Source organism: Stenotrophomonas sp. C-A, assembly GCF_054030835.1.
This window is the reverse complement of the sequence record NZ_CM132916.1, coordinates 4,171,531-4,189,040: the sequence shown is the minus strand read 5'-3', so window position 1 is coordinate 4,189,040 and position 17,510 is coordinate 4,171,531. Positions and strand designations below refer to the sequence as shown.

The window sequence follows — 17,510 nt, the reverse complement described above, 5'->3', positions numbered from 1 at the left end:
TTATTAGAGGAATCACGCCCGGCCAGCCCATGTCAAGCAGCCAGGCGTGAGGATGGCCGTTCATGAGGCCATCTTGGCGATGAAGCCGACCGCGAACACCAGCAGGACCAGGCCCGCCAGCGACAGCAGGCCGGTCAGCACGAGCACCAGCACGGTCACCGTGCCCAGCTCGCGGCGCTGCAGCTGCGGCTGGTCGGTGTAGGCCCAGCGGTCGACCACCAGGGTGTCGCAGATCATGTCGTGCAGGCCCTGCTTGCGCTCGGTGAAGGCCGCCATCAGGAAACCGATGCCGAGGGTGAAGCTGCTCAGCAGCATGGCCCAGTAGCGGCCAAATGCGCGCGCCTTGGTCAGGCGCTCGCCGTTGCCGCGCACGACCTTGATGCCGACCGCCATCTTGCCCAGCGTGGCGCCGCCCTGCGAGGCGTGGAACCAGGTGTAGTAGGCCATGCCGATGCAGAGGTTGATCAGGGCACTGGCCAGCTGCGCCACGATCTCGATGGCCGATTCGCCACTGCCTACCGCGCCCATGCTGGCGCCGAGGATCGCACCGAGGATGGCACCGATGATGCTGCCGGGGATGACCAGCACGAAGTAGTCGATCATGTAGGCCGCCACACGCTTCCAGAAGCCTGCGTAGACCACTTCACCGCCAACCACCGGCTGTGCGTGGCCACCGCTGCCGGCGGCGGCTGGAGCGCTGTAGGGCGAGCTGCTGAGTGCGCCGGTGCCGGGCAGGGGGGCGCTGCCGTTGTCGATGGCGGCATAGTCGCCACGCAGGTCGAAGCCGCCGCTGCTGGTGGCCGTGCTGGCATCGGCCAGCGTCTGCAGGCCGAGCTCGTCGACCACCTGGCGCAGTGCAGCCCACTGGGCCATGCCCTCGCGCCAGACCAGGGTGTCCAGGTTGAGCTGGCCACGCTGGAAGCGCTGGCGGATCTCCTGGACCGGCAGCGGGCCCTGGCGTTGCTGTCCTTCGGCGTAGTACCACTCAGTCATTGCATGTTCCCTGTTGAATCATCCTTGGAGGTGCTGGCGTGCGCGTGGCTCAGCCGCGGCACGACGGCGGCAGGTACTTGTCGTTGCTTTCGCCACTGCATTCCCAGCGGCCGCTGTCGCGATCGTATTCCAGCCACAGCAGGTCGCCATCGAGGCTCTTGCCGGGCAGCGCCAGGGTGGCTTCGATGCCACAGTGGCCATTGTTGAAGCGACCGATGTTCACCGCCGACAGCCCTGCATGGGCGAAGTCACCCGGGGCCGGGAAGCCGGCGTCGTTGGCACCGGGGCAACGGCCTTCGTCATCGGCGAAATGCTGCACCTGGTCCTTCAACGGCTGCAGTGCGGTCACTGCGCCGGCGACCTTGGCGCGCACGGTGTAGTCGTTGTAGGCAGGCAGCGCGATGGCGGCCAGGATGGCCACGATCGGTACCAGCACCAGCAGCAGGCCGCCGCCGATGATGGCGGTCAGGGCGCAACCGGACAGCTTCTTCTTCGGCGCCGGCAGGGCGGTGGCCGATGCACTGGTGGTGTAGGGGGTGGACGGCGGCAGTACCGGCGGCTGCGGCGGAGGCGGTGCCACCGGTTCCGGTTCGGGCTCGGGTTCCACGGGTGGCGTGGCAGCGTCCAGCGCCGGCACGATCAGGCCGAGTTCGTCGACCACGGTGCGCAACGGCTGCCATTGCGGCAGGCCGTCGCGCCAGACCAGGGTGTCCAGGGAGATCTGGTTGTTGCGGAACAACTCGACCAACTGTTCCGCCGGCAGCGGACCCTGCTGCCGGTTGCCTTCTGCATGGAACCACTCGCTCACGGGGACGCTCCTGAATGCGCTATGCCCCCAAGTGTACGGTCAGTGCAGGGGTTCTGGCTCGTCCATGAACATCTGCGTCTCCATCCAGGCATACGCCGCCTCGGAGCCGGGCTGGTTGAACAGCACCATCAGTACGACCCATTTCAGGTCGTCCAGGTCCAGTTCGTCCTGGTCCAGGGCCATCGCCCGGTCCAGCACCAGCTCGCGCTGGTCGGCGTCGAGGATGCCGTGCTGTTCCAGGTACAGCAGGAAACCACGGCATTCCACGTCCAGCTTGTCCAGCTCGGGGCCGTGGTAGACGCGCACGGGGCCATCGACCCGCGCCTGGGCCACGCTCGGCCGCTGCGCGGCCAGGGCATCGAGCCAGTCGAATGCCTTGTTGATCTCGGTTGGGCTGAAACCGGCCTGGATCAGGCCGTTCTGGAGCGAATCGCGGTCACGGATCAGGTCCGCATCTTCGCTGAAATAGTGTTCAAACAGGTACAGCAGTACATCCAGGATGCTCTCTTTCATTGCCCCTCGGCCTGCGTCGCGCGACGCTGTGGAGGTGAAGAAACTAGGGAGTTCGACAGTAGCGGCCGTGTACGCACACCACGATTCCCGCCAGTTCCATGGCCAGCAGCATGGAGGACACCTGGGGCGCCGTCAATCCACAGCGCGTGATCAGTGAATCCATACTGCTTGGGTTGTGGTCCAGGGCCCGCCACAAGCACTGGTAGTCAGGGTCGTCGGCCCAGCGCGCCGGCAGGAGTACCGGCGGTGCCTGTTCAGTGGGGGTGGCCAACCGTGATTGCAAGCCCGGCAGCTGCTGGCGGAGGGCGGGGGCCAGCAGTTCCAGGACCTCCTCCGGGCGCTCGACCAGTGCAGCACCCTCACGGATCAGCCGATGGCAGCCCGCCGCGCGTGGATTGAGCACCGAGCCGGGCAGGGCGCAGACCTCGCGACCGGCCTCGGCAGCCAGGCGTGCGGTGATCAGGGCGCCGGAGCGCTGGGCGGCCTCGACCACCACCGTCGCCAGTGCCAGCCCGGCCACCAGCCGGTTGCGGGCGGGAAAGTGGCCGGGGCGTGCCGGCGTTCCCGGCACGTACTCGCTGAGCACCGCGCCTTCGGTGGCGATCCGGGCCTGCAGGCGGGCGTGGCTGTCCGGGTAGGCCCGGTCCGGGCCGGTGCCGATGACCGCCACGGTGCAACCACCGGCGTCGAGTGTCGCCTGGTGGGCGGCGGCGTCGATGCCCGCCGCCAGGCCGCTGGTCACCGTCAGTCCGGCTTCGACGAAACAGCCGGCAAAGCGGGCTGCCAGCGCGCGTCCGCCCGGCGTTGGCGAGCGGCTGCCGACCAGCGCCACCGACGGGCGCCAGGCCAGGCTGGGGTCACCGGCGATGAACAGCGCAAGGGGTGGGTTGGGGACATCCAGCAGGGCCGGGGGGAATGCTGGATCGGTGAAGGCCAGCAGGTGCTGGTTGTCGTCTTCCAGCCAGCGCCGTGCCACGGCCGAGGCCCGGGCGTCCGGGCGTTCCAGTGTGGCGCACTGCTCTGGCGTGCAGCCGTGCGCGCGCCAGTTCGCGGCGCCCTGCGCGATCGCGATTTCCGCATTGCCTGCGGCCTCCAGCAGGGCCCGCCGTGGTGCCAGCGCGCCGCCTGCCATCAACAGGCGCAGCAGCGCCTCGTCAGTTGGGTTGGTCATCCCCCCACTATCGAGCGCATACAACAAAGGCGCCCTAGGGCGCCTTCGCATGTGGCTGTCAGACTTTGCCGGAGGTGCCTGCCCGCCAGAGGCCGGCACTACACGCAGTGGCCGGGCCGCCTGGCGATGGTTACTTCGCGTCCGGGTGCAGTGCGTTGAACCCCACGCGTACCGGCTTCACGCCCTGCATCACCAGCGCGTAGCTGACGTTGTCGAAGGTACGGAACACCATGGCGTGCGCGGCGTATTCGTCCGGCAGCGAGACCCGGCCTGCGCCGGTGCTGAGCGAATCGTCCATGCGCGACGAGGTCGGGTACTTCATGCGGTGCGCCACGTGGCGGCCTTGGCGCCACAGCGAGAACACGGTGCCGTTGTCCACGCCCTGCGCGCGGCCTGCCGAGATCGCGATCACATCGCGCGGGCCGGCGGCGGTGAACATGTCGGTGACGGCCAGCACGCGCACGTCGACACCCTCCACACCGGCGGCCGGGACATGGGGGATGAACTGCAGGTCGTACGGCTTGGCCTCGACCGGGACCAGGCGGTCGCCGGCACGCACCTCGCGGCCGCCCTCGTTCTTGTCCAGCACCAGGGTGGACGCCTCGACCTTGCCGCCGGCGACATGGGTGATGGTGCCGGTGGCGACCTGGGCCAGCTCATAGCCAAGCACGCCGCGGCGGTGGTTGGGGGCGTTGTAGGCCCGCCACAGGTTGCCGCTGCCCGGGGTGACGTCGCCGTTGGCGGTCAGGTCCTCGGTCGGCTTGGGCTGGGCGTAGCGCACGGTCGGGCGGACCACGGCCCAGCGCTGCCCCAGCTGGGCGTCGGCCAGGCGCACGTACACCGCGCTGCCGCTGGTGACGCGCAGGCGTTCTTCCTCCAGGCCGGCCACGTAGGGTAGCTGCTCGATGCTGTCGACCACGCTCAGCTGCTTCAGGAACGGCTCGACCTGGGCCAGCGGAATGGCATCGATCGGGGCTTCCTGGCGCGGGCCGGGCTTGGCAGCGACGGTCACCCGGTCCAGATAGGCCAGGCTGAGCACGTCACCGGGATAGATCAGGTGCGGATTGGCGATCTGCGGATTGGCCTGCCAGATCTCCGGCCAGAGCCACGGCTTCTGCAGGAAACGTGCGGCGATATCCCACAACGTATCCCCTTTTCGGACCACATAGGTGTCCGGGTGCCCGCCATTCACTTCCACGGCGGTAGCATAGGCAGCCACGGTCAGCATCGCCGCGGCGACGACCGTACGAAAACGAAGCAACATAGGTGTGAAGCCCTGATTCCCCAACAGGTTCGCGCACTATAGTCCAGAAACCGGGGCGCAAGGCAAGCGTTGGAGCTAGAATCTGCGACGTATGCCGGCGTGCCGGCCCCCTATCCGGAAACAGCCATGGCCCTTCTCCCCATTCTCGAGTTCCCCGATCCGCGCCTGCGTACCAAGGCTGCGTTGATCGAAGCCGCCGAAGTCACCACGCCGGCCTTCCAGGAACTGATCGACAACATGTTCCTGACCATGTACGACGCCCCGGGCATCGGCCTGGCCGCCACCCAGGTGGACGTGCACAAGCGCTTCATGGTCATCGACGTCAGCGAAGAAAAGAATGAACCGCATGTGTTCATCAACCCGGAAATCATCGCCAAGGACGGGGGCCGGGTGTACCAGGAAGGCTGCCTGTCGGTTCCGGGCATCTTCGCCGACGTCACCCGTGCCGACACCATCACCGTGAAGTACCTGGACCGCAACGGCCAGGAACAGCAGCTGGAGGCCGGTGAAGTGCTGGCCACCTGCATCCAGCACGAGATGGACCACCTGGACGGCAAGCTGTTCATCGACTATCTGTCGCCGCTCAAGCGCGAGATGGTGCGCAAGAAGCTGGCCAAGCAGCGCAAGCACGTGGCGTGATCGCCAATCCGGGCCACCCTTCGGGTGGCCCGCGCCTGCGCGGCACGCGCGGGCTGTACGGCGCCGGCCGACGGCGCCGTTTTCTTTCCTGCACGAATCCATCCTGCAAGTGGGGTAGCCATGAGGATTGTCTTTGCCGGTACGCCGGAATTCGCGGTGTCATCGCTGCGCGCGGCTGCGCGCCATCATGAGGTCGTGGCCGTCTACACCCAGCCTGATCGTCCGGCCGGCCGTGGCCGTGGCCTGGCGCCGTCGCCGGTCAAGCTGGAAGCCGTGGCCCGTGGCATCCCGGTCTACCAGCCCGAGTCGTTGAAGGACGAGGCGGCCCAGCAGCAGCTGCGCAACCTGCAGCCGGATCTGATGGTGGTGGTGGCCTATGGCCTGATCCTGCCCAAGGCGGTGCTGGCCATTCCGACCCACGGCTGCTGGAACGTGCATGCCTCGCTGCTGCCGCGCTGGCGCGGTGCCGCGCCGATCCAGCGCGCGATCCAGGCCGGCGACGCGAAGACCGGCGTCTGCCTGATGCAGATGGAGGCCGGCCTGGATACCGGCCCGGTGCTGCTGCATCAGGAACTGCCGATCGCGGCCACCGATACCGGTGGCCAGCTGCATGACAAGCTGGCCGAGCTTGGCGCACAGGTGCTGTCCGACGGCCTGGGCCTGCTGCGTGCCGGCATCAAGCCGATCGCGCGGCCGCAGCCGGAACAGGGCGTGACCTACGCGCACAAGCTGGACAAGGCCGAAGCGAAGCTGGATTGGGCGCAGGACGCCGGCGCGCTGGCGCGTACCGTGCGCGCGTTCAATCCGTGGCCGATCGCCGAGGCGACGCTGGCCGGTGAACGCGTGCGCATCCATGGTGCGGTGGCGCTGGAGGCGGACCACGGCCAGGCACCGGGCACCGTACTGGCGGCCAGCCGCGATGGCATCGACATCGCCTGTGGCCAGGGCGCACTGCGCCTGCGTGTGCTGCAGCGGGAAGGTGGCAAGGCGATTACTGCGGCCGACTACCTCAACGCCCGCCGCGATCTGCGCGTGGGGGCATAAGCGGTGTCCAAGCAGAACGATTTCTCCGTCGCCAAGGCGGCGCCGGGCGCGGCCACGCGCATGCTGGCCGCACGTGTGCTGGCACAGGTGTTCACCCGTGGCCGTTCGCTGAAGGCCGAGCTGGCCTGGGCGCTGCCGAAGCTGGCCGACAGCCGCGACCGCGCGCTGCTGGAAGCCCTGTGTTTCGCCGTCCTGCGTCGCCGCAGCACCTATGACGCGGCGCTGCAATCGTGGATGCAGAAGCCGTTGTCGGCGCGTGATGCCGACCTGCGCACGCTGTTGATGGTCGGGTTCGCCCAGCTGGACGTGCTCGAGCTGCCGGCGCACGCGGCGCTGTCGGCCACGGTCGATGCAGCGCGTGCACTGGGCCGTGAGCGCCAGGCAGGCCTGGTCAATGCGATCCTGCGCCGTGCGCAGCGCGAAGGTTTCCCGGAACAGCCCGCGCGCGATGCCTTCCCGGAATGGCTGGCCGATGCGGTGGAACGCGATTGGCCGGCGCAAGCCGACGCGATCTTCAGCGCCAGCCTGCAACCGGCGCCACTGTGGTTGCGCGCCAACCGCCAGCAGGGCGGCCGTGACAAGGCACTGGCAGCGCTGGCCGAAGCCGGCATTGCCGCGGAAGCCAGTCCGCTCAGCGCCGACGCGTTGCGGCTGGCCTCTCCGGTTGCCGTGAATCAGCTGCCCGGCTTCGCCGAGGGCGCGATCTCGGTGCAGGACCTGTCGGCGCAGTGTGCGGCCGATGCGCTGGCCCCGGCGGCCGGTGCCCGCGTGCTGGACGCCTGCGCGGCACCCGGCGGCAAGTCGGCGCACCTGCTGGAGCGCGACCCCAGCCTGCGCCTGCTGGCGCTGGATATCGACGCGCGCCGTCTGGCCCGCGCACGCGATACCTACACCCGCACCGGCGTGGGCGAACATGCGCAGACCCTGGCTGCCGATGCCAGCGATCCCGGTGCCTGGTGGGATGGCGTGCCGTTCGACGCGATCCTGCTGGATGCGCCGTGTTCGGCGACTGGCGTGATCCGCCGCCAGCCGGATGTGATGTTCCACCGTCGCGCTGAAGACATTGATGCACTGGTCGGCGTGCAGGCGCGCCTGCTGGAAGCCTGCTGGTCGATGCTGCGCCCGGGCGGCGTGCTGCTGTATGCCACCTGTTCGATCCTGCGCGCCGAGAACATCGATCAGGTGCGCGCGTTCCTGAAGTGGCATCCGGATGCCGTGGCGCAGCCACTGGGCGACGCGTTCGGCGTGGATTGCGAAGGGGTGGCACGCCAGCGGCTGCCGGGTGAAAACGATGCTGACGGTTTCTTCTACGCGCGTCTGTTAAAAGCAGCCTGACCCCCGCTGCCGTTTCGAGTCCCATGCTGAAAACCCACGCGTCGCGCCAGACGTGGTTGTTGGTGGTGATGGCCCTGCTGGTGCTGGGGGCCGGCCTGGGCCTCCGTGATCCGTGGCCATCGGATGAGCCACGTTTCGCGCTGGTGGCCAAGCAGATGGTCGACAGCGGTTACTGGTTGTTCCCGCATCGCGGCCCCGAACTGTATTCGGACAAGCCGCCGATGCTGATGTGGTGGCAGGCCGCGCTGTACAGCCTGGTCGGCCACTGGCGGTTTGCGTTCCTGTTGCCCTCGCTGCTGGCCGCGCTGGGTACGCTGTGGTGCGTGGTCGATCTCGGCCGCCGCCTGTGGACGCGGCAGGTGGGGCTGTACGCCGGCTGGGCACTGCTGTTCGCGCTGCACTTCACCTTCCAGGCGAAGAAGGCGCAGATCGATCCGCTGGTGGTGCTGTTCATCACCCTGGCCAACTACGGACTGCTGCGCCATCTGCTGCTGGGCCCGGCCTGGCGATGGTGGTGGATGGGCTGGTTCTTCGCCGGCATCGGGGTGATCACCAAGGGCGTAGGCGTGCTGGCGCTGATGATGATCGTGCCGGCCGCAGTCGCATCCATGCTGCATTGGCCGCGGGTGAGCCTGCACGTGCGTGACCTGCGCTTCTGGCTGGCACCGCTGGCCTTCCTGCTGGCGGTGTCGTTGTGGCTGGCGCCGATGCTGCTGGCCGGCCTGGCCACCGGCTCGGAGCCGTACCGCGCCTACATGGACGACATCCTGTTCCGGCAGACCGCACGGCGCTATACGCAGTCCTGGGACCATCACCAGCCGTGGTGGTACTTCCTGGCGATCATGCCGTCGATGTGGATCCCCGCGTTCCTGCTGCTGCCGTGGGCGCTTCCGGCCTGGTTCCGGCGGCTGCGCCGGCGCGATGCGCGCTACCTGCTGCCGTTGGCCTGGTGGCTGCTGGTCGTGCTGTTCTTCTCGATCCCGCACGGCAAGCGCGACGTCTACATCCTGCCGGCATTGCCGATGTTCTGCCTGGCGTTGGCGCCGTTGCTGCCGGGGCTGCTGAGGCGGTGCGATGTGCAGCGTGTGCTGGGCGCATTCACCGCGTTGCTGGCACTGGCGCTGGGCCTGGTCGGTGCGCTGGCGCTGCTGGGTGATCCGGATTTCGAAGTGCGTCTTACCCATGGCCGCGGGTTGCTTCCCGGTGCCACCGATGCGCTGGCCTGGACGGCGCTGGCGATGGCGGTCTGGTCGGCCTTGAGCCTGTGGGTGTGCGGGCGCCGGCGTCGGCACGTTGCCCTGGTCGCTACCCTTGCCGGGGTCTGGGTGCTGTACAGCCTGGTCGGTTATCCGGTGTTGAACGATTCCAGCTCGGCCCGTGGCCTGATGCGCGAGGTCAGCGCACGCATCGGCCCGCAGGCCGAGCTGGGACTGGTGGCATGGAAAGAGCAGAACCTGCTGATGGCCGATCGTCCTGCGGCCACCTTTGGATTCGAAGCGCGTTGGCATCAACAGCTGCAGGCAGCCGTGCGCTGGCAGCGGCTGGTTCCGCAGCACCGCTGGCTGCTGGTGAACGAGGATGCGATGCAGGCCTGCATTGATCGTGCGCAGGCCGAAATGGCGGGCATTTCCAATCGTCGCCGCTGGTGGCTGGTACCTGCCGACGCGGTCGCCGGCACCTGCCGGCCGTCGGCGGCGGAACTCGAGCACGAGCGCCGCCTGCAGGGGCCCGGCATCACCGATTGAGCGTTCGGGCAACGTGGCTCAGGGGCTGGCCAGGGCGGCGTGATAGCTGGCCAGCGTGGCGTCGGCGAATGTCTGCAGGCCGAACTCCCGCTGTGCATGGCGGCGTGCTGCCCGGCCATGCTCCGGCAGCGCATCGCGCTGTGCGTACAGCGCCTGCACCTGTGCGGCGATGGCGTCGATGTCGCGGGTGGCAACCACCCAGCCATCGACGCCTTGTTCGATGTTTTCCGGCAGGCCCGCGTAATCGCTGACCAGCATCGGCTTGGCGCTGGCCATCATCTCGCGGCAGGCGAAGGAGATCGTCTCGACGTCATGGGACAGCACGAAGCCAGCATCGCCGGCCGCGATCAGTACGCGGGTATCGGCCAGCAGGCCGGTGAAGTGCACCTGCGCGGCCACCTCGCCCAGCGCCTGCACCTGTTCGCGCTGCTGTGCGCTGGGCAGGTGGCCGGCCACGGCCATGTGCACGTGCGGGCGTACCGCATCGGGCAGCCGCGCGATGGCCTGGGCCAGGTCGATCCAGCCCTTGTAATCGTCGGTGCCGGCATTGCTGACCAGCACCAGCGCCTGTGGATCCTGCGTCCATTGCTGGCGCAGCGCGCTGCCGGTGCCGGCCGGCTGTGGCGAGTAGCGCTCCAGGTCCACGCCGTTGCGGACCACGTCGATCGGGCAGCGACGGTATGGGCCCTGTTCCAGCAGGCGCTTGGTGTCGGCCGAGACCGCGATCAGCCGATCGGTGGCCCAGCGTGCGCGCAGCGCATTGCCGAAGGTGTCGGTGGGTTTGCTGTTGTGCTTGGTCAGCACGATCGGCGGGCGGCGCATGCCAAGCAGCCCCTGCATCACGAAGCGGTGGTCGCGCGCACCGTTGACGTGGATCAGGTCGATGCCTTCATCGCGCACCAGCCTGCGCAGCGCACGCTGTTCGGCCAGCTGCCGGGGCAGCGTTGGCAGGCCGCTGCCGAACGCAATCGGCAGTGTGCGGGCAATGCCCTCATCGGCCATGGTCCGCAGCAGGCGGCTGTCGGCCGGCGCGGCGACATGGAGCGTGTGCTGGCCGTGCAACGCACGCGCCAACGAGACGATGTACGTGGTGTGGCCGCCACCGTCGCCGTAGTGGAAGTTGGTGTACAGGATTTTCATGGGGGGTCTTCAGGCAACGCCCGCGCAGTGTGACACAGCGTGGTCACGGCCGGTCCGCGGAAGGCGCCGGGTCGGCCACCGCCTGTCCATTGCCCAGCATCCACAGCATGATGGTCTTCTGCCGCACGTAGTTGGCGCGTACGTAGGCATACACCAGGCCATGCCAGCCATCGCGGAAGCCGCCACGGAACAGGAAGCCGCGCCAGAACCGCCAGGCCGGCGCCAGTACCAGCTTGCCCAGGGTGGCCCGCTTGCCGCGTGCGAACTCGTGCTCGGCCATCATCCGCGCGTATTTCTCGGTCTTGGCCAGCTGCTGCTGCAGGGAGCGGTAGGGGTAGTGGATGAGGTCGCCGCGCAGGGTGCCGACGTTGCCATCGACGCTGGCCGCTTCGTGGATCTCGCGCTTGCCGCGCCAGCCGCCCTGGCGGCGGTCGAACAGCCGCAGCACCCGGTCCGGGTAGGCATTGCCGTGGCGCAGGAACTTCCCGAAATATTCCGAGAGGCGGGCGAAACGGTAGCCGGCGTGGCCGCTGAAACCGCCGTCGCGGGCCTGCTCGATGGCCGTACGCAACTCGGGGCTGATGCGTTCGTCGGCGTCCAGGCACAGCACCCAGTCGTGGCTGGCCTGCTCGACGCAGAACGCCTTCTGGCTGCGGAAACCCTCGAACCGGCGCTGCAGCACGCGGGCACCGGCAGCCTCGGCGATGGCCACGGTGGCATCGGTGGACTGCGAGTCGACCACCACGATCTCATCGCAGAAGGCCAGCGAGGCCAGGCAGTCGCCGATGCGCCCGGCCTCGTTGAACGCGATAATGCACGCCGAGATGCGAGGCCGTTCGATGGGAGCGGTCGTGGAGGACATGATGGCCGGGTACCTGTTGTTTGCGACGGAGCGCTATGCGCTGCCTATTCTCGCCCCGTTGGCGCAGGCCTTGCACGCGTCCGGGCAGGAGGTGGCCGCCTGGTTCGAGGGCGGAGCGGCCGGCAGCAGCCTGCCGGGGGTGCCCAACATTGGCCTGAAGCAGGCCCTGGCGATGCGCCCGCGTGCGGTGTTCAGCGCCGCCAACTGGGTGCCGACCTTCCTTTCCGGGGCCAAGGTGCAGCTGTTTCATGGCTTCAACGTGGAGAAGCGTGACAGTGCCCGCGGCCACTTCAGGGTGCGCGGCATGTTCGACCTGTACTGCACGCAGGGGCCGGCCACCACTGCGCCGTTCCGCGAGATCGCTGCCCTGCAGGGCCATTTCGCGGTGGCAGAGACCGGCTGGCCGAAGCTGGACCCGCTGTTCCGCGATGACGGTGGCGAGAGCGCCGCGTTGCGTGCTCCGGCCGGCGAGCGCCCGGTGATCCTGTTCGGCTCGACCTTCACTGAACGGTTGAGCGCGGCCCCGCACCTGCACGCGCAGATCGCCGCCGATATCGCTGCTGGTGATCACTACTGGCTGCTGACCCTGCACCCGAAGTGCCCGCCGGAACTGTTCGAACGCTACCGCGCGCTGGCCGGTGCCAATGCCCGCTTCATCGAGCCCGAGCAGGTGATGGCCGCGCAGCGCGCCGCCGATGTGCTGGTATCGGATACCTCGTCGATCGTTTCGGAGTTCATTGTCCAGCACAAGCCAGTGGTGACTTTCCGCAACCGCGTGCCCAAGCCGCACATGATCGACTTCGATGATCCTGCGCAGCTGCAGGCGATGCTGCAGCGCGCGCTGCACCCGGACGAGGCGCTGCAGGCGGAAATCGTGCGCTACGCCGATGCCATCCACCCGTACCGCGATGGCCTGTCCAGCGAGCGCGTGATCGCGGCCACCGAGGATTTCCTGTCCGGCGAAATGGGCGCGCTGCGGCGCAAGCCGTTCGGCAGCTGGATGCGCGACCTGCAGATCCGCAAGGACCTGGGCTATTGGGGCCCCTCGCAGCGGTAACCGGGGGGGGATGTAGCGCCGGGCCCATGCTCGGCTGCGGCAAGCCGAGCGTGGGCTCGGCTCTACAGTAGATCCACGCCATGCGTGGATGCGCGGCCGGGATCCGGCCCCGCCGTCACCAGCGCAGCTTGCGCCGCGCGAGTGCTGCGGCCAGCTGCTCCATCACCTGCTGCGCCTGTGCCTGCGGCAGATGGTGCAGGGTCAGCGCCACATCGCCATGCGCGCCGGCGGTATCCAGCTGCAGGCTGCTGGTGCCCAGCAGCCTGTCCAGCGGCGAGCGCTGCAGGCGCAGGCCCTGCACCTTGTCCAGCTCGGCCCAGCGCCACCAGCGCTTCCACCAGCCGCCGCGCACCGCCACATAGTGCTCGTCCAGGTACCAGCCCATGCGCGCCATCTGCCGGTGCGCGACCAGCAGCGCCACCGGCAGCCACGCCAGCACCAGCAGGCCCCATGGGCCCCAGCGCCAGTACGCGGCCGCAGCCAGCAGCGGCACCAGCAGCAGCGCGCCCAGGCACAGCCGCCACCAGCCGCGCTGCGGAATGGACTGCCACTGCGCCGGTGGCCACTGCAACTGTGGCAGCAGGTGCTGCACCAGCTGCTCGCAACGCGTACTTGACGCCAGCGGTGCAAGTTCGCGCAGGGCGCGGTCCTCATCGCGCGCAGGGCCACCGGCGGCGCTGTCGATGCGCAGCTGGCGCAGCCCGAACCAGCGCTGCACCGTACCTTCGCGCAGCGTCCAGGCCTGGATGCGCCGGCGCGCCACGCTGCTGCGGGTGCGGCTGAGCAGGCCAGCCGAAACGGTCAGGCGGCGATCCTGCTCGCTGAGGGTGAAGCCGTGGTAGCGCAGCAGCGTCAGCACCACCGACAACACGCGCAGCGCCAGCCAGCCCAGCAACAGAGCCGCAGCCAGCAGCAGGAACGCGCCGGCCACGCCGGGGTGCAGGTGGCTGGCGTAGCCGAAGGCCTCGCGGCCACCGCGCTGGAGGGCATCGTCCATCACCGGCCGCGGCACGGTCTGGAACAGAACACCGAACGCGGCGATCGCCAGCGCCCAGCCACGGTTGGAGAGCAGGCCCATGCGCACCACGTCCCAGCTCGACAGGCGCAGCAGTACCTGTTCGGTGTCGGCCTCGGTGATCGAGGGGGCGGCGACAACGTCGGCGGCCTGCGGTGCCTGCCCACGCTGGCGCACCAGTCGTTCCAGTGCCAGCGCCTGGTCCAGCTTCAGTACCCGCATTTCGGCTTCCGGACGCACGCCGCCGGCCGATTCCAGGCGCAGCTCGGCCACGCCGAACAGCCGGTGCAACGGATTCTGCCGCACTTCCACGTTGTGGATGCGGGCGAACGGGATCTCGCGGCGGTTGCGCGCCAGCAGACCGCTGCGCACGGTAATCGCATCACTGCCGATACGGTAGCGGTAGCTGAGGTACTGCAGCACAGACACCAGTACCAGTGCGGCAATTGCCGTCAGCGGAATCAGCTGCGCCCACATCGGGTCGCGGTCACCCCGCTGGCCGAACACCAGCAGCGCGACCAGCGGCAGGAAGTAATGGCGCAGCTGCATCAACAGTACGAACAACCATGACCACGGATGCAGGCGGTGGTCCTCGCCACCGGTGGGCAGCGCTGCAGGCAGAGGGGGTGGCAGGCTCACAGGGCGTCGGCGTCCTGGTCGAGCTGATGGGACAGGGTGTCGCGCAGGCGCTCGGCATCCGCCTCGTCCAGGCCGCTGACGGTCACCGCGCTCATGCGGGTGCCGGCCGTGTGCACGATCAACGTGGCCAGCCCGGCGCGGCGTTCCAGTGGCCCGCGGCGCAGGTCCAGGTGCTGCACGCGCGACAGGGGAATGCGCGTTTCCAGCTGCCACATCAGGTCTCGCCGCAGGCCCAGGCCCTGTGCGTCCAGCCGCCAACGGGTGCGGACCAGGCGGCGGTGGCCGAGCCACGCACCACATGCAGCTCCCACCAGCAGCCCAAGGGCTGCGACCCACACGCCACCGGGCAGATCGAAGAACCACCATGCAGCGGCCAGTGGGAGGCCCGGCACAAACAGGCCACCGAAGGCACCTTCCAGTGCGGCCAGCCGCGAGGCGCGGCGCGGCAGCGACTGCCAGGCATCGGTGGGCGGAGCAGTAAGGGGAACGTCGGTCACGCGGGCTCCGTCAGGTGGCAGGGCGGGCGGTGGCGGCCGTGGCCGCACCGCGCAGACGGTAGCAGGTCGGCTGCGTTACTGGGCAGCCTGGATCAGCGCGTCCACATCCAGCAGGTGGCCGGCACGATCGGCCTTGGTGCGCAGGTAGTGTTCGTTCTCGGCGGTGATCTCGCCGGTGACCGGAATGCAGTCCAGCACTTCGATGCCGGCATTGCGCAGGCGCTGCGCCTTGGTCGGGTTGTTGCTGAGCAGGGCCACGCGCGAAATGCCCAGGCCACGCAGCATGGCCACCGCGCTGCCGTAGCGGCGCTCGTCGGCACCGAAGCCCAGCTGTGCGTCGGCGTCGATGGTGTCCAGGCCGTCGTGCTGGTAGCCGTAGGCGCGCATCTTGGCGGCGATGCCGGTGCCACGGCCTTCCTGGTCCAGGTACAGCAGCACGCCGCCGCCCAGTTCCTTCAGCTTGCGCAGGCCGCGCCGCAGCTGGTCGCCGCAGTCGCACTTGAGCGAGCCGAACAGGTCACCGGTCAGGCACGAGGAGTGCACGCGCACCGGTACCACCGCCGACAGGTCCGGTTCGCCGACGATGATCGCGACCTGGTCACGCTGGGCGACGCCGCCACGGAACACCGCGAACGTGGTCATGCCGACATCGCGCAACGGCACCGGTGAACGCGCCACCAGTTCGTAATCATGCGCGGCATGTGCTGCGCCTTCGGCGAGGTCGCACAGGGCCACCTCGGCCGCGCCATCGAAGGTGCGGTCTTCGGCGTCCAGGCGCACCGCCACCATGGCCGGCAGCAACAGGCCAAGGCGGGCCAGTTCCACGGCGCCTGCGTCGAAGGCGTCACCGGCACTCCAGCCGTCCGGCATCGGGCCCGGTTCGCGCAGATAGCCCAGCGAGGGCAGGGCGTCGAAGGCAACACCGGCCAGCGGCAGGCGCGCACCCTGCGGGGCCTCCACGCCAAGCACGCGGGCGCGGGTGGCGGTCAGGAACAGGTAATGCCGCTCGTGGGCGGCATTGGCGAAGGCAGCGAAGCTGCTGGCCGTGGCGCTGTCCAGCGCGATCACCGCCAGGCGCTGGCCCTGGCCATCGTGGAGCAGCACCGGGCGACCGGCACGCAGTTCGGAAACCGCGCGCTCGCAGCGGATCGCGGCCGGATCGCCGAACAGGGAAGAAGCAGCAGGCATGGCAGGACCGGGGGAGGCGGACATCGCAGTCTCTATGGGGGCGCCGGCGTCGTATTCAACGTGGTGCGGCCGCCGGTCGCAGGGGCCGGTGGCCTGAGTGGAGCGGCCGTCAGTGCGGGTGTTCCTCGGTCGCGTAGGGGTCTTCCTCGCCACTGCCCGATGGCCGCAGCGTATAGCGCTTGTAGGTCCACTGGTACTGCGCAGGGTCGCGGCGGGCGATGCGCTCGATGCCTGCATTGAGCGCGGTGGCGGCCACCTGCGGGTCCGGGTCGGCCACGGCGGGGTCGGTCGGTTCGATGTGCAGGGCGAACTCCATGTCCGGCCCGATGCGCTCGCACCAGCCATACAGCACGGTGGCGCCGGTACGCTCGGCCAGCCGGTTGACCAGGGTCATGGTCAGCGCCTGCACGCCGAAGAACGGCACGAACACGCCATCGCCGGCCTTGGGCTGCTGGTCGGGCAGGATGCCGGTGGCACCGCCGTCCTTGAGCACCTTGAACAGCTGGCGCACGGCCGGGCCTTCGGCACGCACCTGCTGTACGTTCTGGCCGCCCCGCACCAGCTGCAGGAAGGCATCGCTGGCCTCGTCCTCCGGTGGCTTGTAGACGATGGCGATCTGCCCGCGCGAGGCCAGCCACTGGTTCAGCAGCTCCCAGTTGCCGAAGTGCGGCGCCGCCACGATTACGCCCTTGCCGCTGGCCAGCGCCGCGTCGTACAGGGCCTCGCCGTGGCGATGCTTCAAGTGCAGGCGCAGGTTGTCGGCCGGCGCTTGGCTCCACAGGCGCAGGGTTTCGATGGCCTGCAGGGCGGTGGAGCGCAGCAGCTCCCGGTGCAGGCGGTCGCGCGCGGCGCCCTCCAGGTCCGGGTAGGCCAGCTCCAGGTTGCGCCGGGTGACGCGGCTCTCACGGGCGTTGAGACTGATCCAGGTCCAGGACAGGGCACGGGCGATTCCCCGCAGCAGCGGCCAGGGCAGGCGGGCGAACAGGGTGGTGGCGCGGTAGACCAGCCGGGCTTTGCGTTGCGGATTCATCGGCGCCAGTTTAGCCAAGGGCGCTGCTATCGTGGCCGGCCGTGTTCATTGGAAGCCCCCGCATGCTCGTCCTGATCCAGCGCGTCAGCCAGGCCGCCGTCCACGTCGAGGGCGAAGCGGTGGGGCAGATCGGCCCCGGCCTGCTGGCGCTGGTCGGCATGGAGCCGGGCGACAGCGAGGCCCAGCTGCAGCGAATGGCCGAGCGCCTGCTGGGCTACCGGGTGTTCGCCGACGAGGCCGGGAAGATGAACCGTTCGCTGCGCGACACCGGCGGCGGCCTGCTGCTGGTCAGCCAGTTCACCCTGGCCGCCGACACCCGGTCGGGCATGCGGCCCAGCTTCACCAGCGCCGCGCCGCCGGCCGAGGCTGAACGCGGGTTCAATCGATTTGTCGAGATCTGTCGTGAAAATCACGCGCCAGGGGTGGAAACGGGCCGATTTGGTGCCCATATGGTCGTCAGCCTGGTCAATGACGGTCCCGTGACCTTCCTTCTCAGGCCCTAAGCCGCCGGGACCACCGCCCGGCAGGCCGGGCCCCGGGCTGGTATAATGCTACGTTCCCTATTTCTCC

The 17,510-nt window shown here is 69.0% G+C and carries 17 protein-coding genes; 6 read left to right on the top strand and 11 right to left on the bottom strand.

Features of this window, described 5'->3' with window-relative positions; translation table 11 throughout:
• Positions 1 to 60: 60 nt before the first annotated feature.
• From ACW5IY_RS19455 to ACW5IY_RS19435, 5 genes are all read right to left on the bottom strand, one after another.
• Entirely contained in the window at positions 61 to 993 is a 933-nt protein-coding gene (locus ACW5IY_RS19455) for an RDD family protein (RefSeq protein ID WP_049436883.1), read from the bottom strand.
• 49 nt (positions 994 to 1,042) lie between these two features.
• Positions 1,043 to 1,801 carry a pilin gene (locus tag ACW5IY_RS19450; protein WP_019338922.1) on the bottom strand — a complete coding sequence of 253 codons (759 nt, stop codon included), beginning with the start codon at positions 1,799 to 1,801 and terminating at the stop codon, positions 1,043 to 1,045.
• Between the two features lie 39 nt (positions 1,802 to 1,840).
• Complete coding sequence (locus tag ACW5IY_RS19445) at positions 1,841 to 2,314, bottom strand: DUF494 family protein (protein ID WP_005411195.1); 474 nt, start codon at positions 2,312 to 2,314, stop codon at positions 1,841 to 1,843.
• Between the two features lie 43 nt (positions 2,315 to 2,357).
• The gene (gene dprA / locus ACW5IY_RS19440) at positions 2,358 to 3,485 is read right to left on the bottom strand and encodes a DNA-processing protein DprA (protein ID WP_049436884.1); all 1,128 of its coding nucleotides are present in this window, start codon (positions 3,483 to 3,485) and stop codon (positions 2,358 to 2,360) included.
• Positions 3,486 to 3,615: 130 nt separating this feature from the next.
• Complete coding sequence (locus ACW5IY_RS19435; RefSeq protein WP_049436885.1) at positions 3,616 to 4,749, bottom strand: LysM peptidoglycan-binding domain-containing protein; 1,134 nt, start codon at positions 4,747 to 4,749, stop codon at positions 3,616 to 3,618.
• Positions 4,750 to 4,875: 126 nt separating this feature from the next.
• On the opposite strand from ACW5IY_RS19435, the gene def reads away from it, so the two are divergent.
• From def to ACW5IY_RS19415, 4 genes are all read left to right on the top strand, one after another.
• The gene (gene def, locus ACW5IY_RS19430; protein ID WP_049436886.1) at positions 4,876 to 5,388 is read left to right on the top strand and encodes a peptide deformylase; all 513 of its coding nucleotides are present in this window, start codon (positions 4,876 to 4,878) and stop codon (positions 5,386 to 5,388) included.
• A 120-nt stretch (positions 5,389 to 5,508) separates the two neighbouring features.
• Positions 5,509 to 6,432, top strand: a complete 924-nt coding sequence (gene fmt, locus ACW5IY_RS19425) for a methionyl-tRNA formyltransferase (protein WP_049436887.1) — start codon at positions 5,509 to 5,511, stop codon at positions 6,430 to 6,432.
• Between the two features lie 3 nt (positions 6,433 to 6,435).
• Positions 6,436 to 7,767 (top strand): 16S rRNA (cytosine(967)-C(5))-methyltransferase RsmB, encoded by a 1,332-nt coding sequence (gene rsmB, locus ACW5IY_RS19420; protein ID WP_049436888.1) that lies wholly within the window; start codon positions 6,436 to 6,438, stop codon positions 7,765 to 7,767.
• A gap of 23 nt (positions 7,768 to 7,790) precedes the next feature.
• A complete protein-coding gene (locus tag ACW5IY_RS19415) occupies positions 7,791 to 9,512 on the top strand; it encodes an ArnT family glycosyltransferase (RefSeq protein WP_049436889.1) in 1,722 nt (573 codons plus the stop codon).
• Between the two features lie 18 nt (positions 9,513 to 9,530).
• Here ACW5IY_RS19415 and ACW5IY_RS19410 read toward each other — a convergent pair whose 3' ends face one another.
• On the bottom strand, positions 9,531 to 10,652 hold the full coding sequence (locus ACW5IY_RS19410) for a glycosyltransferase family 4 protein (RefSeq protein ID WP_049436890.1): 1,122 nt from the start codon (positions 10,650 to 10,652) through the stop codon (positions 9,531 to 9,533).
• A gap of 43 nt (positions 10,653 to 10,695) precedes the next feature.
• Positions 10,696 to 11,514 (bottom strand): glycosyltransferase family 2 protein, encoded by an 819-nt coding sequence (locus ACW5IY_RS19405; protein ID WP_049436891.1) that lies wholly within the window; start codon positions 11,512 to 11,514, stop codon positions 10,696 to 10,698.
• Here ACW5IY_RS19405 and ACW5IY_RS19400 point away from each other — a divergent pair.
• Entirely contained in the window at positions 11,513 to 12,571 is a 1,059-nt protein-coding gene (locus ACW5IY_RS19400) for a CDP-glycerol glycerophosphotransferase family protein (protein ID WP_049436892.1), read from the top strand. The genes ACW5IY_RS19405 and ACW5IY_RS19400 overlap by 2 nt on opposite strands.
• 115 nt (positions 12,572 to 12,686) lie before the next feature.
• Here ACW5IY_RS19400 and ACW5IY_RS19395 read toward each other — a convergent pair whose 3' ends face one another.
• The 4 genes from ACW5IY_RS19395 to ACW5IY_RS19380 all read right to left on the bottom strand — a co-directional run bounded on the left by ACW5IY_RS19395 (position 12,687) and on the right by ACW5IY_RS19380 (position 16,940).
• Positions 12,687 to 14,225: a PH domain-containing protein gene (locus ACW5IY_RS19395; RefSeq protein WP_049436893.1), complete on the bottom strand. Its 1,539-nt coding sequence runs from the start codon at positions 14,223 to 14,225 to the stop codon at positions 12,687 to 12,689.
• On the bottom strand, positions 14,222 to 14,722 hold the full coding sequence (locus ACW5IY_RS19390) for a PH domain-containing protein (RefSeq protein ID WP_043397520.1): 501 nt from the start codon (positions 14,720 to 14,722) through the stop codon (positions 14,222 to 14,224). The genes ACW5IY_RS19395 and ACW5IY_RS19390 overlap by 4 nt, the downstream gene beginning before the upstream one ends.
• A gap of 75 nt (positions 14,723 to 14,797) precedes the next feature.
• Positions 14,798 to 15,934 carry a GTP cyclohydrolase II RibA gene (gene ribA / locus ACW5IY_RS19385; protein ID WP_049436894.1) on the bottom strand — a complete coding sequence of 379 codons (1,137 nt, stop codon included), beginning with the start codon at positions 15,932 to 15,934 and terminating at the stop codon, positions 14,798 to 14,800.
• Between the two features lie 85 nt (positions 15,935 to 16,019).
• The gene (locus ACW5IY_RS19380; protein WP_049436895.1) at positions 16,020 to 16,940 is read right to left on the bottom strand and encodes a lauroyl acyltransferase; all 921 of its coding nucleotides are present in this window, start codon (positions 16,938 to 16,940) and stop codon (positions 16,020 to 16,022) included.
• A gap of 62 nt (positions 16,941 to 17,002) precedes the next feature.
• Between ACW5IY_RS19380 and dtd the strand changes: the two genes are divergently transcribed.
• A complete protein-coding gene (dtd, locus tag ACW5IY_RS19375; RefSeq protein WP_049436896.1) occupies positions 17,003 to 17,443 on the top strand; it encodes a D-aminoacyl-tRNA deacylase in 441 nt (146 codons plus the stop codon).
• The last annotated feature ends 67 nt before the right edge of the window (positions 17,444 to 17,510 follow it).

Coding starts and splice junctions, on each gene's coding strand:
- ACW5IY_RS19455 (WP_049436883.1), bottom strand. CDS start 993: ATGACTGAGTGGTACTACGCCGAAGGACAGCAACGCCAGGGCCCGCTG.
- ACW5IY_RS19445 (WP_005411195.1), bottom strand. CDS start 2,314: ATGAAAGAGAGCATCCTGGATGTACTGCTGTACCTGTTTGAACACTAT.
- dprA (WP_049436884.1), bottom strand. CDS start 3,485: ATGACCAACCCAACTGACGAGGCGCTGCTGCGCCTGTTGATGGCAGGC.
- ACW5IY_RS19435 (WP_049436885.1), bottom strand. CDS start 4,749: ATGTTGCTTCGTTTTCGTACGGTCGTCGCCGCGGCGATGCTGACCGTG.
- def (WP_049436886.1), top strand. CDS start 4,876: ATGGCCCTTCTCCCCATTCTCGAGTTCCCCGATCCGCGCCTGCGTACC.
- fmt (WP_049436887.1), top strand. CDS start 5,509: ATGAGGATTGTCTTTGCCGGTACGCCGGAATTCGCGGTGTCATCGCTG.
- ACW5IY_RS19415 (WP_049436889.1), top strand. CDS start 7,791: ATGCTGAAAACCCACGCGTCGCGCCAGACGTGGTTGTTGGTGGTGATG.
- ACW5IY_RS19410 (WP_049436890.1), bottom strand. CDS start 10,652: ATGAAAATCCTGTACACCAACTTCCACTACGGCGACGGTGGCGGCCAC.
- ACW5IY_RS19400 (WP_049436892.1), top strand. CDS start 11,513: ATGATGGCCGGGTACCTGTTGTTTGCGACGGAGCGCTATGCGCTGCCT.
- ACW5IY_RS19405 (WP_049436891.1), bottom strand. CDS start 11,514: ATGTCCTCCACGACCGCTCCCATCGAACGGCCTCGCATCTCGGCGTGC.
- ribA (WP_049436894.1), bottom strand. CDS start 15,934: ATGTCCGCCTCCCCCGGTCCTGCCATGCCTGCTGCTTCTTCCCTGTTC.
- ACW5IY_RS19380 (WP_049436895.1), bottom strand. CDS start 16,940: ATGAATCCGCAACGCAAAGCCCGGCTGGTCTACCGCGCCACCACCCTG.
- dtd (WP_049436896.1), top strand. CDS start 17,003: ATGCTCGTCCTGATCCAGCGCGTCAGCCAGGCCGCCGTCCACGTCGAG.